This window comes from Faecalibacterium sp. IP-3-29 (assembly GCF_023347335.1).
In the GTDB taxonomy this organism is placed as follows: Bacteria; Bacillota; Clostridia; order Oscillospirales; family Ruminococcaceae; genus Faecalibacterium; species Faecalibacterium duncaniae.
This window is the reverse complement of record NZ_CP094471.1, coordinates 412,398-428,103: the sequence shown is the minus strand read 5'-3', so window position 1 is coordinate 428,103 and position 15,706 is coordinate 412,398. Positions and strand designations below refer to the sequence as shown.

The window sequence follows — 15,706 nt, the reverse complement described above, 5'->3', positions numbered from 1 at the left end:
TCGCTCTTTTCGGCTAACGCTTTTTTGTAAATGTTTCCCTTGCAGAATCTCTCCAGATTCTCTATAATAAGAAAGAGCTTTATAAATCTTCTTTCAAATGTTGAATCTGCTCTTGGAGGTGAGTGAGCCCATGACCGGCAGCGGAGCAAATAACCGCGATGTTAAAAAAATCAACCGCATCCGAACGATTCGCAGCATTTTTTCCTGCGACCGAATCTCGCAGCCGGAGCTTGCGGCAAAAGTCAACAACAGCTGGCCGACCGTATTGCAGAATGTCAAAGAACTGATGGCGATGGGACTGGTGCAGGAGGTCGGCACCTTTGAATCCACCGGCGGGCGCAAGGCGAGAGCATTCGCTCCTGTACGGGATGCCAGACTTGCGGTCGGACTGGAGATTACCCAGAATCATGTCGGAGCAGTTCTGGTCGATCTGTCCGGTAACCTTCTCCGCTATGAGCGTAAAAAGCGTCTTTATGAGCGGTCGGACACCTATGCGGAAATGCTTGCCGGAATCGTGCAGGGGCTGATCGAAAAAGAGGGCTACCCGGTGGAAAAAATTCTGGGTGTCGGCATTTCGCTGCCCGGTATTCTGGACAAAGAGGGGCAGACATTGGTTTACTCTCATGCCTTGGGTCTGCGGAATGTTCCTACCGAAGAATTCAGCCGTTACATCCCGTTCTCCTGCCGGTTCATCAATGACGCGAACGCTGCCGGACTTGCTGAAGTGCGCGACCTCGAATCCCCCCGCAGCCTTGTCTACCTTTCTCTGAGCAACAGTGTCGGTGGTGCGATTCTGACCGGTGGAGCGCTCTATGGCGGCGACCATCTTCGTGCCGGAGAGTTCGGGCACAACACGCTCGTTCCCGATGGCCGCCCCTGCTACTGCGGAAAAAAGGGCTGTCTGGATGCCTATTGCTCTGCAAAAGTCCTCTCCCGACTGACTGACGGAAATCTTGCACTATTCTTTGATGGGTTGCGCTCTGGCGATGCAGCTTTGCAAACGGCATGGAATGAATACCTTTCTTACCTTGCTGTAGCAGTCAATAATCTGCGCATGACCTTCGACTGTGATGTAATTGTTGGCGGCTACGTTGGCGGATTTCTGGCAGAGTTTGGCGAACCGCTCCGGGAAATGCTGGTCGAGCGTAATACGTTTGAGCCGGACAGTTCCTACCTGAAGTTCAGCCGCTATAAGCTGGAAGCCTCTGCGCTGGGAGCCGCTCTGCTCCATATCGAAGCCTTCATTCAGAACCTATAAACCTTCCCATCGAGGACGGCACCTGCCGTCCTCGATTTTTTGCACAATTCCGCCGCTTTTTCCTTGTGCAGTTCTCCGAATCCGCGAAAAAGGGCTTGACTTTGGTTGTGCGGTGTGTTAATTTGTAGTCACATTCATAAACACTTTATAAAAGTTAATAAACAAACAAAAACGGAGGTCATCTTATGAAAGGCACAATGAAAGTTGCAGTCATGAACGGCATCGGCAAGATGGGCTACACCACCCGCCCGATCCCCACACCCAAAGAGGACGAAGTTCTGGTCAAGCTGGAATACGTTGGCATCTGCGGCAGCGATATGCACTACTATGAAACGGGTGCGATCGGCAATTATGTAGTCAAGCCGCCGTTCGTGCTGGGCCACGAGCCGGGCGGCACAGTCGTGGAAGTTGGCAGTGCTGTCAAGCATCTGAAAGTCGGCGACCGCGTTGCGCTGGAGCCGGGCAAGACCTGCGGTCACTGCAAGTTCTGCCGTGAGGGCAAATACAACCTCTGCCCGGATGTCGTGTTCTTCGCTACTCCGCCGGTAGACGGTGTTTTTCAGGAGTATGTGGCCCATGAAGCAAACCTCTGCTTCAAGCTGCCGGACAACGTAAGCACCATGGAAGGTGCGCTGATCGAGCCTCTGGCTGTTGGTTTCCACGCAGCCAATCAGGGCGGTGCTCATGCCGGTCAGACTGCGGTGGTCATGGGTGCAGGCTGCATTGGTCTGGTCTCCATGATGGCGCTGAAAGCCGAGGGTGTTTCCCGTGTTTACGTTGTAGATATCATGCAGAAGCGTCTGGATAAGGCTCTTGAACTGGGTGCAGACGGTGTGATCAACAGCCGCGAAAAGGATGCTGTCCAGACGATTCTCGACCTGACCGATGGTCTGGGCTGCGACCTCGTTATCGAGACTGCTGGCACAGAAATCACTACCCGTCAGGCCATTGAGATGGCGCAGAAGGGCGCAAACATCGTTCTGGTTGGTTACTCTAAATCCGGCGAGATGACCCTGCCTATGAGCCTTGCACTGGACAAGGAACTGACCTTCAAGACCGTGTTCCGTTATCGCCACATTTACCCCATGGCGATCGATGCCGTTGCTTCCGGCAAAATCAACCTGAAGGGCATTGTGACCAACATCTTTGACTTTGACGACATCCAGAATGCCATGGACAAGAGCATTTCGGACAAGGCCAACATCGTCAAAGCAGTGGTGAAGATTGCGGAGGCAACGAAGGTATGAGTTTTCCGCAGGTTCTGACCGGTGTGGCGCACATTGGCATCCCAACAAATGATCTCGACAAGACCATTGTATTTTACAAGAAGCTGGGGTTTGTTTCTGCGCTGGAAACGGTGAACAAAGCCGCCGGGGAGCGCGTTGCGTTTCTTCAGCTTGGCGATCTGATGATCGAAACCTATGAAAACCATCGTGCGGCGGAAAAGGCCGGAGCAATCGACCATGTAGCTCTGGCAACGACCGATATCGAAGCCGCCTTTGCTGCGGCAAAAGAGGCAGGGATGCACCTGCTGCATTCCAGCATCCAGTCACTGCCGTTCTGGGAAAACGGTGTTCGCTTTTTCATGGTCGAAGGCCCGAATAAAGAGAGAATAGAGTTCTGCCAGAAATTATAAGCATCGCGTCAAGAGGAGAAAGGAGCGCGCCGTATGAGTTACACAGCAGAGCCGAAACAGCAGGATACGAACATCAAAGTCCCTCTGATCAGTAAAATCGCTTACGGCATGGGCGATGTGGGCTGCAACTTCAGCTGGATGTTCGTTGGCAACTTCTTGATGATTTTTTACACCGATGTCTGCGGCATCAGCATGGCGGCAGTGTCCCTCCTGATGCTGGTCTCCCGCTTCTGGGATGCCATCAATGACCCCGTGATCGGTTCGCTGAGCGACCGTACCCGTTCCCGCTGGGGACGCTACCGTCCATGGCTGTTGTTCGGCGCGCCGGCAACTGCTGTGGTGCTCGTGCTGACGTTCTGGGCGCACCCCACATGGTCAGACAGTGCTAAGAGCCTGTATATGTACATTACTTACTGTGTACTGGTTCTGGGCTATACTTGCGTGAACATCCCTTATGGTACGCTCTGCGGCACCCTGACCCAGAACATCGAGGAGCGTGCGAAAATCAACACCTCTCGCTCCGTCTGTGCCATGATCGCCATCAATATCATCAACATCATCACCCTGCCTTTGATCTCTGCTTTTGGCGGTGATAATGCAGCACGGGGATATCTTCTGGTGACCGTCCTTTACGGCGGTATCTTCACCCTCTGTCACTGGTTCTGTTTTGCCAAAACCAAAGAGGTCGTCCAGCCCCCGGAGCGGAAAAAAGTCTCACTGAAAAAGCAGTTGGATGCAGCGCTTCAGAACAAGCCCTACCTGATTGCACTGGCGGGTCAGTTCCTGTTCGGTGTAACGCTGTATGGCCGCAATGCCGACCTGCTCTATTACTTCAAATATGTGGAAGGCAACGAGAATCTGTTTACCATCTACTCGATGATCCTGATCGTTCCCTCCATTCTGGGTGCTGCGGCATTCCCCTTCGTGTTTGAAAAGCTGGGCAACAAAGGGCACACCGCTTCCCTTTTCGCTGCCGGAACCGGCGTTTCCCTGATTGCGCTCTATTTCTTCAGTGCAGTTTCTTCTCCCATTCCGTTCTATACATTCGCTGCACTGTCCCAGTTCTTCTTCTGCGGATTCAATACCGCCATCTACGCCATCGTTCCCGACTGCGTGGAGTATGGCGAGTGGAAAACCGGTGTCCGCAACGATGGTTTCCAGTACGCATTCGTTTCACTGGGGAACAAACTGGGCATGGCGATTGGCACCTCTGCGCTGGCTGGTGTGCTGAGTGCATTGAGTTTTGCCCCCAATCAGGTGCAGAATGCTGCCGTGCAGAATGCGATGCACTATGCATTCTCGCTGCTTCCCGGTGTGCTGTGGCTGATAACAGCGATTGTCCTGTTCTTCTACCGAATCAGTAAGCGTTCGTATAACCAGATTATGTCCGAACTGAACGCTAAAAAAACAGGTTGAGGTGATACCATGTTTGATGTTGTAGCTTTGGGAGAAAGCCTGATCGACTTTACCCCGAACGGAACCAATGCACAGGGCATCGAATTGTTTGCCCGGAATCCCGGCGGTGCACCCGCCAATGTCCTTGCCATGAATGCCCGTCTGGGCGGCAAAACAGCATTCATCGGAAAAGTCGGCAAAGACGGATTTGGCGATTTTCTCCGCCAGACCCTTGTGGAAAGCAGCATTGATGTGTCCGGTCTGGTGATTGACGAAAAGATTCCCACGACCCTTGCCTTCGTACAGCTTGACAGCAAGGGAGACCGCTCCTTTACCTTTTACCGGAACCCCGGTGCCGATGTGATGCTGACTTCGGCAGAAGTCAACAGGAATCTGATTGACGATGCTGCCATCTTCCATTTCGGCTCTGTCTCTCTGACCGCCGACCCGAGCCGCACCGCCACGTTGGAAGCTGCGCGGTATGCACGGCAGCAGGGCAAGCTGGTCAGCTTTGACCCCAATTACCGTCCGCTTCTGTGGGAGCACCCGGCAGATGCCGTTGTCCAGATGCAGGAAGGTGTCAAGCTGGCGGATCTTCTGAAAGTTTCCGAGGAAGAAATGCAGCTTATCACAAACGAAAGCGACCTTGCCCGCGGCTCACAAGCCCTGCTCGAAATGGGGCCATCTCTTGTGCTGGTATCGCTGGGTGCAAAGGGTGCTTATTACCGGAACGCTGTGGGAGCAGGGCATCTTCCCACCTATGATGTGCCTACCGTGGACACGACGGGTGCAGGCGATGCTTTCATGGGCGCAATTCACTACCAGCTGCGGAGAAAAGCTGCGGAGGATTTGCGTACCCTCCCTGCATTTGAGCTTGAAGAAATCGTCCGCTTCGGCAATGCAGCGGGCAGTCTGACCACGACAAAGGGCGGCGCAATCCCTGCAATGCCCTCCATGGTGGAAATTCAGAACTGCATTGCCTCTATCCCACTGATGTAAAAGAAAGGATACCCTATGACAAAATTACAGATCAGAATGCGGCAGGTCGATCAGGTCAAGGACTTTGTAGATTTGCTGTCCAAATATCCCTATGAGATGGACTTAGTCTCCGGGCGATATACCATTGATGCCAAATCCCTGCTTGGCATTTACAGTCTCGACCTGAGCAATCCGCTTACCCTTGTGATTTATTCCGATTCCTGCGAAGAACTGCTGACACAGCTCCATGCGCTGCTCCCAGATTGCATCGTCTGATTTTCTACGCTTTTCTCCTTCTTCCATTTGCACCGTTCAATTCTGGTTCTCCTTCACCAGAATCGGGCGGTGTTTTGATTTGTATAAGTCTTACTATCACTGCTTTACTGCAATAAAATTTGCAAAACCATCTTGACGCTCGTCGCAATCCGTGATGCCCTTTATCGCAAATCCCACCAATTTTGTAGAAAAGTACAGAGCGGCGAGGATTTATTCCCCATGAAGATTTTTACCGCCCCGCAACACACCCGATTCATTTTGCCGCCGATTCACCCGACAAAATCCATCGCTGCGCTGCATGGGCGGTATTTTTCTTTTTCACAAATAAAATCTTATGTAGTTGTTCAATCTTCCAAAATTTGTTTTTAGTTGTTGACTGCACAACCTCAAAGTGTTATTCTGATGCTTGAAAGAAGCAGGCTGTAGTGTCTGCACTGCGCCCAGCTTTCTTCATACTGAACCTTGAATCTTACATAAGCCGTCTGAACGAGATACTGCGCCATGACCTCACACTTTCTGTGGGCGAGCCGGACAACGCCGCTGCAAAACAGGGGTAGGAACTGCGTTCGGCGTGAACGGTGACCACGAGCAGGGGCTTTGCCTTTTCACACGTTTTGCTCTGCAAAATTTTCAACGTGCATTGCGGTTCGACTTCTGAAATTTTCAGTGTTGCACGGAAAGGGCGAAAGCAAGTATCGACCTGTGGCCACAAATTTTCAATGCTTGAAAAATTGCTGTCCACTCAGTCATCCTTGTTGGGGAGTGCCTTCCCCAAACCCTGCTCTAGCTTCGCACCGTTGGTGCGAATGCGGCGTGTCGCATTACATAGCCCTCTCCATCCCGGAGCGGGCATTTATCATTTTCACAGGAGGTCGAATATGGCTGAAATGAAAAGTCCGAATGTACACGCAAAGAAGAACCGCAATGACACGCCGCGAAAACGAAAGACACACATCATCAAAGTCAGGGTGACCGCAGAAGAAAAACTGCGGATCGCATACGCCTGCAAAGAACTCCACCTCACCCAGTCCGAACTCGTCCGCCGCGTCCTGTACGGCGTGAACGTCAAGCACACCGTTGTGGTGGCGCAGGGCGGCGAGGATGCACTGGCGGCGCTTGCTACCTTGTCTGCCCAGTGCAGCAAGGTGGGAAGCAACCTCAACCAGCTTGCACGGCACTTTAACTCCGGCGGCAAAGACACCGAGCAGCTCCGGGCGCAGATTCTGGAGGAACTGTCCGCACTCACGAACTTTCGGCTGAAAGCCGAAGAAACGGTTGGTGAACTGTATGGCAACCATCAAGCATTTGACCTCGAAAAACTCTAACTATGCCGCCGCCGAAAGCTATCTCACCTTTCAGCACAACGAGTACACCGGTCTGCCCATTCTGGATGAGAAGGGCAGACCCAAGCTGCGGGATTCGTACCTGCTCGACACCCTTGAGTGCGGCGAATCTTCGTTTGCTATGGCCTGCCTGATTGCCAACCGCAAGTACGGCAAGAACGGCGGGCGGGAGGACGTGAAGACCCATCACTACATTGTGAGCTTCGACCCGAAGGACGCAGTAGAGAACGGCCTGACCATGGAGAAGGCACAAGCCCTTGGCTTGCAGTTCTGCAAGGACAACTTCCCCGGTCATCCCGCCATCGTCTGCACCCACCCGGACGGTCACAACAGTGCCGGGAACATCCACGTCCACATCGTCATCGGCAGCTTGCGTGTCCGCACCGTGGAACGGCAGACCTTCATGGACAAGCCGTGCGACTGGGAAGCGGGCAAGAAGCACCGCTGCACCTCTGCCATGCTCCGGCACCTCCGTGTCGCTGTCATGGAGATGTGCAAGCAAGCCGATCTGAACCAGATCAATTTGCTGGAAGCCCAAGGCGACCATGTTTCGGAGCGCGAGTATTGGGCGCAGCGGCGCGGACAACGCCGCCTCGACCATGCCAACGCCAAACTTGCCGCCGAAGGGCAGCAGCCCACCCAGACCGTCTACCAGACCGAGCTGGACAAGCTGCGAAAGCAGATCTACGCTGTGCTGAACAAGACCACCACCTTCGAGGAATTTTCTGCATTGCTCATGCAGGAACACGGCATCGCCGTGAAAGAGAGCCGAGGGCGGTTGAGCTACTGCCCGCCCGGTCGGACAAAGTTCATCACCGCCAAGAAACTGAGCAAGAAGCTGGAAAAGGAACAGGTGCTGACCGCCCTCTCCCAGAACATCCAGCTTGCCGCCATCATCCAGCCCAGCAGCGAGAAGAAACCGGATAAGATCAGGAAACTGGTTGACATTCAGGCGAACGTTGCTGCGGGCAAGGGCATCGGCTATGAGCGTTGGGCGAAAAAGTTCAACCTCAAACGCTGGTCGCAGACCTTGTGTCTCCTGCAGGAGAAAAAGCTGCTCAGTGAAGATGCCCTGCACCAGCGCATTGCCGAACTGCAAACCCAGCACGACGATGCACTGACGGTGGTCAAAGACATGGATGCCCGCATGGTCTCCCTCAAGGAGCTGCGCGGGCATCTTGTGGTCTATCGGCAGTACAAGCCTCTTGCACAGAAGCTCCAGACTGTGCGGAATCCCGCCAAGTTCAAGGAGCAGCACCGTGCAGAGCTTGCCGTGTACGAGGCCGCTTGCGCCTATTTCAAGGCCAACGGGCTCAGGACGCTGCCGGACCTCAAAAAGCTGGATGCCGAATACCAGACCCTTTCCTCGGAGAAAAACGGGTTCTACACCCGCTACAAGAAAGCGCAGATCGAACTGCGTGAACTCCGCACCGCACAACAGAACGTGGAAGCCTTCTTCCGCAAGGAGGAGTGCAGCCACGCCGTACCGCAGCAGGAGGTCAAATGAACAACACTCTGACGGATCGATGTGTGAATAAACCCAACCTCACCCACGCCCCTCACCGGGCTTCGTCCTTTCGCCTGTACCCCACCCATTGGGCCGGAGGGTAGCACCTCTGTCTTTTCGGACGTAAAGAACACCATCTCGACCCGGCAGGCAGCGGAGCTATACGGCTTCGCCGTAAACCGGAACGGTATGATGTGCTGCCCCTTCCACGAGGATAAACACCCCAGCATGAAGGTGGACAGCCGTTTCCACTGTTTCGCCTGTCAGGCGGATGGCGATGTGATCGATTTTGTCGGCAGACTTTTTCAACTTTCTCCCTACAAGGCTGTGGAAAAGTTGAAGGAGGACTTCGGCATGGCACTTGCCGACGGCAAGGTGCGGCTTGCTCCCCGCAGACCGCCCACCGTCCGGCAGCAGCTGCTGGACTATTACCGCTGTCTGCAGCGTTGGCGGGTCCGATACGCACCGCAGTCACCCACAGAAGAACTTCACCCCTGCTTTCTTGAAGCGATAAAGAACCTTGACATCGTTGAATATTATCTGGACTGTTCGGTGCTCCCGGACCCGCAGACCGAAAACGAACTACGGAAGTATTGGGAGGGATTGCATGAGCGACTGGAAAAAGAGGAACGACGATTGGCGTGATGAGGACGAACTGGAAGAAGAGGAAGAATGCGAATGCCCTTGGGTAGACAGCAAGGGCAAAGTGCGTGAAACCGCTTACTGCCAGTACCTTTTAGAGAAACACCCCATGATGTGCCTGAAACAGAAGCTGTTCGACCAGAACGGCGAGGTAGACGAGGACGCACTGCTCTACGAAGTCCACAGCGACCTCCGTGACTTTGTGCTCGACAACCTTGCCAAGAAGGAGAAGCAGGTTCTGGACGCACTCCGTATCGAAACCTATACCCCTGAATGGAAACCCCAGCTTGACCGCATCCATCTCCAGAATGGGACTTACTTTCTGGACGAGCGGGGATTTGTGCCGGAAAAGGAACTCTGCCTGAACCGGCTCCCCGTGGAATACCAGCCCGATGCCCCCGCACCGACCAAGTGGCTGGAATTTCTGGACGGTCTGCTGATCCCGGAGGACATTCTGACCTTGCAGGAATATCTCGGCTATCTTCTGATCCCGTCTACCAAGGCGCAGAAAATGCTGGTCATGACCGGCAAGGGCGGCGAGGGAAAATCCCGCATCGGCTTGCTGCTGAAGAAGCTGTTCGGGGAAGCCTCTCACTCCGAATCCATCCTCCGCATCGAAACGAACCGCTTTGCCAGTGCAAATCTGGAGTATAAGCTGGTCATGGTCGATGACGATCTGAACATGGTGGCTTTGCCCGAAACACGGAACATCAAGTCCATCGTCACCGCCGAGGACCGTTTGTGCATCGAGCGGAAGAATAAGCAGGCTGTGCAAGGCTTGCTGTACGTTCGTTTCATCTGCTTCGGCAATGGCAACCTTGTGGCCGCTCACGATGACAGCGACGGCTTCTGGCGCAGACAGATTCTTATCACGGTGAAAGACCGTGACCCTGCCCGGGTGGATAATCCCTTCCTCATCGAAGAGTTGTCCGAGGAGCGTCCCGGCATCCTGCTGTGGATGCTGGAGGGGTTACACCGTCTGCTGGCGAACCGCTATCAGTTTACCATCAGCGAGCGCTCCATCCAGAACCTTGAAGCAGCCATGGCGGACAGCGACAACCTGACCCAGTTCATGCAGGCAACGGCGTATGTCCGCTTCAAGCCCGACACCGAGGAACGCTCCACCTATCTCTACCGCGCCTACACCAAGTGGTGCGAGGATAATCTGGAATCACCCGTTCCGCAAAAGAAGTTCAGCCAGTTCCTGCTGAAAAATGCAGGGAAGTATGGCCTGACCTTTTCCAAGCACATCGAGGGAAAGTACCGCGGCTTCCGGGGCGTATGCGTCCACCCCGCCTTTGCTGCGGCATAAAACACACGAAAAGTAAAAAACTCCCGCCCCACGCGCCCCAAAGCAGTGGTTTTGACTTGTTATCGCTGTTTTCTCGTGGCGCGTGTTCGCCCTTTCGGGCGGATGCAGGGCGGCAACACGCCCTTCGGGGCGGGAGAAAAACCAAGATGCGCCCCAAAAGGGCGCGTCCATCCCAGCCATGCGCCCCATAAAATCAACACAGAAAGGTACTTTTGTGTGGTTTGGGGCGCGTAGGGCGCGTAAATTCAAGTTCTCGCACTTTTTTGGGCTGCTGCTTCGGGTCAGGAGCGGCAGGCCCTTACATATTTACCGGCCTACAGGGTGCAGCTCAACCGGAACTGCGCCGGGTCTGGAGAAGTGCAAAGGAGACATGCCTATGACGAATGTCCGCAAAAATTCCACTAAACTGACCCGTGAGGACTTGAAAATCGCGCCCGAATCCCCTACAATGAAATTGTCCGAAACCCCTGCCGTAGAACCTTCTGACCAGACCAGCAAAACCGTCCGACACGCCCCGCTCGTTTACCGGGTGGAGGAGATCGCCCAACTATTGGCGATCTCCAACCGTGCTGCGTACAATCTGTGCAACACCACGAAAGACTTCAAGGTGATCCGCCTCGGTACCAGCATCCGGGTAAGCAAGCAGAGCTTCGATGATTGGTTTGCAGCGGTCTGAGGGAGGGAACATCTATGGCATCTATTCTCAGGCGCGGAGATTCTTACTCCGTTCGTTTCAAATACAAAGACCATGCTGGCCGGATCTGTGAAGGCTGGGAGAGCTTCAAAACCAAGAAGGAAGCGCAAGACCGCAAGATCTCGGTAGAGAAAGAACTCTTGGACGGTACGTTCCTCATACCCGATGCAATGACGGTAGCGGAAATGCTGTACAAGTGGCTCCCCATCCAGTCCAGCAAGCATAAGTGGGCACCCAAAACCTACACCCACACGGTAGCCATGATTCAGAATCTTGTCGTGCCCTATCTCGGCAAGAAGCAGATTCAGAAGGTTCAGACGTATGACCTCGAACAGTTTTACGCTACGCTGAGCCGGACACCGCGCGGACTGTATAAGCAGGGTGTCAAGCAAACGCTCACCGACAAGCAGAAGCGGCGGTTTCTGACGGGTGCTTCCATCCGGGAAGTCCACGCCATGCTCAAGACTGCTTTTTCCTATGCCGTTGAGTGGGGTCTGCTCCTCAAGTCACCGATTCCGAGAGAAGCCCCGAAATCGACCTCGGAAGAACGTGCCATCTGGGACGAAAAGACCATGCTTGCTGCGTTGCAGACCATGACCGACCCTACGCTCCACCTTGCTGTTCATCTGAGCATGATCCTCTCGCTGCGTGTCGGAGAGATCCTCGGCTTGCAGCCGGGAGACATCGACTTCGATGCAGCGGATGGACGTGGGACCATCACGGTCGGCAGGAGCTTACAGCGCACCGAAAAGGCTGCACTGGAAAAGACCGATCCGAACCAGATCTACCACATCTTCCCCGACCAGCGTGAGGGCAGCAGCTCCGCACTGGTGCTGAAGAAGCCGAAAACCAAGAAATCCAGCCGTACCCTTTATCTGACGAAACCCTTGAAGGAAGAGTTGCTGGCTTGGCTGGAAAAGCTCCGGCAGGACGAGCTTGCCATGGATGGTAGGTATCGCAACTGCGGCCAGCTTTTCCGCCTGCCCAACGGTATGCCTGTTGCTCCAGAAGCCCTTTCTAAATGGTACCGCACTTGGCGTGCAGAGCACCCGGAGTTTGAGAAGATCGTGTTCCACGGTCTGCGCCACTCCAGTGCTACTTACCAGTTGATTGAATCCGGCGGCAACATCAAGGCTGTGCAGGGCAACACCGGTCACGCCACCACCGGCATCCTGATGGACACCTACGCCCACACGCAGGACAAGCCCCGGTTGGAGCTGGCTGAGAAGCTGGAAGCAGACTTCTATTCACAGGACATCGGCTCCCCCAAGTCCGGCTCTGCGCCGGTAAAAGAAAATCTGCCGGACGGCATCCAGATTACCCCGGAAGGGATGCTGAAAGTTGTCCGACAGATGAACCCCGAGCAGCGGCGTGAGTTCACCCGCCTGCTGTTCGCCTGAAAAAAGTATGGAAAAAACGCTCACGATGCACAGAATGCAGACAATGCAAGGAAAAACACGGCTTTCCCGCCGGTGTGCAAAAAGTGTGCAAAAGTGTGCAGAGCCCCAGAAAATGGAAAATCCCACGAGGAATCTTACGATTCTTCGTGGGATTTTGGTGCGCTCGAGGGAACTCGAATCCCTGGCCCTCTGATTAAAAGAATGAGCCAATTGGGAAACGACCGTTTGTGTTTGTTCCGTTTTATATAGAATCATCGTCATTTTTATTCGCGTTCGTGCGTATTCATTTCCAATTGTTTGCGACAGATAAGGCACAAATAAGGCACATTCCGGTGTGCCTTGCATCCGATAAACAGGACAACACACAGCCCATCATAGAGAAAGCAGCCCACAGGCCCGGCGGAATCATCCCCGCCCCCTGTGGGCTGCTCTGTTTTTATGCGTGGTTTTCGTCCCGAATCCGGGTAAACACATCTGTCAGGGCATCCGATGCAGCAGCGTCCGCCGACCGGATGAACCCGGCATAGATATCTGTTGTGGTGCTGGTCTTGGCGTGACCCAGACGGCCCGACACCGCCGTAACAGGAACATGGGCGGCTATCAGCAAGCTTGCGTTGGTGTGCCGCAGGCTGTGGAAGTGTACCGGCGGGAGATCATGGGCAGCGAGGAAGCCCGGGAACCACGTTGTTACCGTCTTGGGGTCAATGGGTGCACCGTTCCATTTGGTGAATAGCAAATCATTCTCCACCATTTTCCCGGCGATCTCCACACGCCGAACCCATGCCGTGCCCATCCTGAGCCGTTCCGCCCGTTGGTGCTGGCGGTATTCCCGCAGCAGCTGCACACACTCCGGGCCTATCTTGATGCACCGCCGGGAGCGTTTTGTTTTGGGCGTGGTGAATACAGTGCCCTTGCCCGGGATGTACTGCACGTTCCGCTCAATGGACAGTGTACCCGCGTCCAAATCCACATCACACCAGCGCAGCCCGCAAATCTCACTCCGCCGGGCACCGGTGAACAAGGCAAGCTGTGTGATAACACTGAACTGCGCCGGTGCATCCTGTAAGGCTTCCAGCAGCCGGGCAACGTCCTTTTCTTCCAGCGCCTGCACGTCTATCTCTTCGGCCTTGGGTGCTTCTGCCCGCTTGCAAGGGTTTTCCGGTACAAGACCCCACTGCACAGCCTTTGTGAATACGCTGGACAGCATCCGGTGATAGTGCTGCACCGTATTCCCGTTGAGCCTTCCGCCGTCCTTGACGTGCTCTGTGAACGCCTTGGAGAGGGGAAGCCCCACCACCCGGACAACCTTTTCGGCTGTGCTCTGGCTTACGTTTGCGCCCCGATACACGTTCCGCATGGTATCGTCCCCAATGCCTGCTGCCTTGGCGATCTGGCCCCGCTTGCCATGGGGCAGACGTTCCAGCAGGGCAGGCGTTGCGGTATAGGTACTATCTTCCCGCACACCCTGTTCCTCTAGGTTCGAGTAAAAAGCCATCAGGTGCGCCGGTTTCACTTGGCACACTTTCAGTTGCCCCAGCCCGGCGGAAATACGCGGCACCAAACGCCGGTAGTTGTAAACCGTCTTGGGCTTGAGCTTCTTTTCTGCGTACTCGGTGAACCATCGTTCTATCAGGTCGTCCACCTTCATGGACGCATCCAGCAGCACACCGGCATGCACTTCCTGTTCAAAGGCATCCGCCTGCCGCTGCAATTCCTTTTCCAGCTTCTTCCCGGTCATGCCCGGCGGCGGGGTAAACGTCCGGTTCACCATCACTTGACGGCCCCGCCGGTCGTAGCCATTGGAGACCCGGATGCAGTAGGAGCAAGTGCCGTCTTTCTTCATCCGCTTTGTTATCTTTGCCATCCGTCCACCCCGCTTTCTGCTATCCCGCCGGGCTTCATTCGTCCTTCATGTAGGCGGTCACGCTGTCGAACAGGGGCAGATACTGGCCCTCTATCCGTGCAAAGATAGCCGCCGCTGTGGCTTCATCGTAAACGTGGGAAGTCAAATTGCGGTCGTTCAGCAGCTCCACCCATGCCTTTTGATCGTCTATCATGCCAAAGGCAAACGCCTGTTTGATAACCTCTTTCGGGCTGTTGATGTTGGTATAGCCTTGGTCAAGCAGGTATTCCCGCATGGTTTTCCATGCCAGTTCCGTGCAGAACTCAAACCGCTGAATGGTTCCATCCCGTACAGAATCCAATGGGAACTTCTTGTAATCGTCCAGCGCTTCCCGCAGCCGGGCCACCGCAGCGGTAAAGCGGTCGTATTTTTCATGCAGCTTGTCCATCAGTTCAACACCATCCCTTTCGATGTTCGCAAGAAATACCGGCTCCATGCCGTCCTGAATGTGCACAATATCAAATTTCAGCAGCGTGGGCAGTTCCTCGCAGTGCATCCAGAACTCCGCCCGGTTATCCTCTGGCATCCCGTACACAGCCAAATCAATGTCACTGTTTGGCCGGTTGTCGCCCCGGGCACGGGAGCCAAACAGCACAAGCCGCTTTGCGCCATACCGCCGGGCCAGTGTCGCAAGCTGATTATAAAGTTCTTCCATGTTCTCACCTGTCACAATCGTTGTGTGCGCTCTATGGGGCTATATCCGCACTCACAGCGGCACATAAGCCCCGATGGACGGCTTTAGTCGTTCTTGGGAGGTGTATCTTTGGGAGTGTCCCCGGCGGCATCCTGCGAGTTTTCCGAATCATATGGCGGTATTTTATAGTATCGTGGATTGGTTTCTAAATCTGCAATGCGTTTTACTGCTTCAATTTTTCCAACCCGATTTAGTGCATTAAAGCTCCCGGCTATTACATTCAGCAAATCAAAATCCGTCCAGCCTTTTAGACTACTAAGATATAATTCATCTGTCATATTCGCCAGCTTTCCGAGATCACCGTATTTTGCATCTGCAAATCTATTCGGGTCGATATTACCTTGATTATCAACAGATTCATCCAAAAACTTTTCCAATGCTTCTTGTTGATCTGCTGTTTCCTTTGCAGGAAGTCCGTATAATACTGTCACACTTACCCCTAGAGCACTTGCAATTCGCTTTATGGTTTCGTGTTTTGGGTTTCTTAAGCCGTTTTCCCATTGTGCAACACCAACCGGGGAAATTCCTAATCGCCTTGCAAGTTCTTTTTGTGTCAGCCCTTGAAGTTTTCTCACAGTCCGGATGTTATCGCCTATTGACACCAGCCGCACCACCTTTCTTTTTTAGTATAACACAGTTCTCACAAGAAAAAAAGCAAAAGAATAATC

15 protein-coding genes are annotated in these 15,706 nt (G+C 54.1%); 12 read left to right on the top strand and 3 right to left on the bottom strand.

What is annotated here, in order from left to right; all coding sequences use genetic code 11:
* Positions 1–130: 130 nt before the first annotated feature.
* From MTP40_RS02010 to MTP40_RS01955, 12 genes are all read left to right on the top strand, one after another.
* Positions 131–1,258, top strand: coding sequence for an ROK family transcriptional regulator (locus MTP40_RS02010; protein WP_120119684.1), 1,128 nt, complete (start codon positions 131–133; stop codon positions 1,256–1,258).
* 185 nt (positions 1,259–1,443) lie between these two features.
* On the top strand, positions 1,444–2,505 hold the full coding sequence (locus MTP40_RS02005) for an NAD(P)-dependent alcohol dehydrogenase (RefSeq protein ID WP_117476341.1): 1,062 nt from the start codon (positions 1,444–1,446) through the stop codon (positions 2,503–2,505).
* Complete coding sequence (locus MTP40_RS02000; RefSeq protein WP_097791228.1) at positions 2,502–2,894, top strand: VOC family protein; 393 nt, start codon at positions 2,502–2,504, stop codon at positions 2,892–2,894. Before MTP40_RS02005 ends, MTP40_RS02000 begins: the two co-directional genes overlap by 4 nt.
* A gap of 33 nt (positions 2,895–2,927) precedes the next feature.
* A complete protein-coding gene (locus MTP40_RS01995; protein ID WP_097791229.1) occupies positions 2,928–4,310 on the top strand; it encodes an MFS transporter in 1,383 nt (460 codons plus the stop codon).
* A 9-nt stretch (positions 4,311–4,319) separates the two neighbouring features.
* Positions 4,320–5,288 carry a carbohydrate kinase family protein gene (locus MTP40_RS01990; protein ID WP_154252497.1) on the top strand — a complete coding sequence of 323 codons (969 nt, stop codon included), beginning with the start codon at positions 4,320–4,322 and terminating at the stop codon, positions 5,286–5,288.
* Between the two features lie 15 nt (positions 5,289–5,303).
* Complete coding sequence (locus tag MTP40_RS01985; RefSeq protein ID WP_015564590.1) at positions 5,304–5,543, top strand: HPr family phosphocarrier protein; 240 nt, start codon at positions 5,304–5,306, stop codon at positions 5,541–5,543.
* Positions 5,544–6,421: 878 nt separating this feature from the next.
* Positions 6,422–6,868 carry a plasmid mobilization protein gene (locus MTP40_RS01980; protein WP_249259726.1) on the top strand — a complete coding sequence of 149 codons (447 nt, stop codon included), beginning with the start codon at positions 6,422–6,424 and terminating at the stop codon, positions 6,866–6,868.
* Positions 6,831–8,393, top strand: a complete 1,563-nt coding sequence (locus tag MTP40_RS01975) for a relaxase/mobilization nuclease domain-containing protein (RefSeq protein ID WP_249259725.1) — start codon at positions 6,831–6,833, stop codon at positions 8,391–8,393. The genes MTP40_RS01980 and MTP40_RS01975 overlap by 38 nt, the downstream gene beginning before the upstream one ends.
* Positions 8,394–8,582: 189 nt before the next feature.
* On the top strand, positions 8,583–9,038 hold the full coding sequence (locus tag MTP40_RS01970) for a CHC2 zinc finger domain-containing protein (RefSeq protein WP_256469160.1): 456 nt from the start codon (positions 8,583–8,585) through the stop codon (positions 9,036–9,038).
* Positions 9,001–10,347 (top strand): DNA primase family protein, encoded by a 1,347-nt coding sequence (locus tag MTP40_RS01965; RefSeq protein ID WP_005937058.1) that lies wholly within the window; start codon positions 9,001–9,003, stop codon positions 10,345–10,347. The genes MTP40_RS01970 and MTP40_RS01965 overlap by 38 nt, the downstream gene beginning before the upstream one ends.
* 370 nt (positions 10,348–10,717) lie before the next feature.
* The gene (locus MTP40_RS01960) at positions 10,718–11,023 is read left to right on the top strand and encodes a helix-turn-helix domain-containing protein (protein ID WP_112143827.1); all 306 of its coding nucleotides are present in this window, start codon (positions 10,718–10,720) and stop codon (positions 11,021–11,023) included.
* A gap of 14 nt (positions 11,024–11,037) precedes the next feature.
* On the top strand, positions 11,038–12,441 hold the full coding sequence (locus MTP40_RS01955; protein ID WP_249259724.1) for a site-specific integrase: 1,404 nt from the start codon (positions 11,038–11,040) through the stop codon (positions 12,439–12,441).
* Between the two features lie 436 nt (positions 12,442–12,877).
* Here MTP40_RS01955 and MTP40_RS01950 read toward each other — a convergent pair whose 3' ends face one another.
* The 3 genes from MTP40_RS01950 to MTP40_RS01940 all read right to left on the bottom strand — a co-directional run bounded on the left by MTP40_RS01950 (position 12,878) and on the right by MTP40_RS01940 (position 15,640).
* Complete coding sequence (locus MTP40_RS01950) at positions 12,878–14,305, bottom strand: site-specific integrase (protein WP_005929548.1); 1,428 nt, start codon at positions 14,303–14,305, stop codon at positions 12,878–12,880.
* A 34-nt stretch (positions 14,306–14,339) separates the two neighbouring features.
* Positions 14,340–14,999, bottom strand: coding sequence for an HI0074 family nucleotidyltransferase substrate-binding subunit (locus MTP40_RS01945; protein ID WP_005929550.1), 660 nt, complete (start codon positions 14,997–14,999; stop codon positions 14,340–14,342).
* An 83-nt stretch (positions 15,000–15,082) separates the two neighbouring features.
* Positions 15,083–15,640: a helix-turn-helix domain-containing protein gene (locus tag MTP40_RS01940; RefSeq protein ID WP_050762765.1), complete on the bottom strand. Its 558-nt coding sequence runs from the start codon at positions 15,638–15,640 to the stop codon at positions 15,083–15,085.
* Positions 15,641–15,706: the final 66 nt, after the last annotated feature.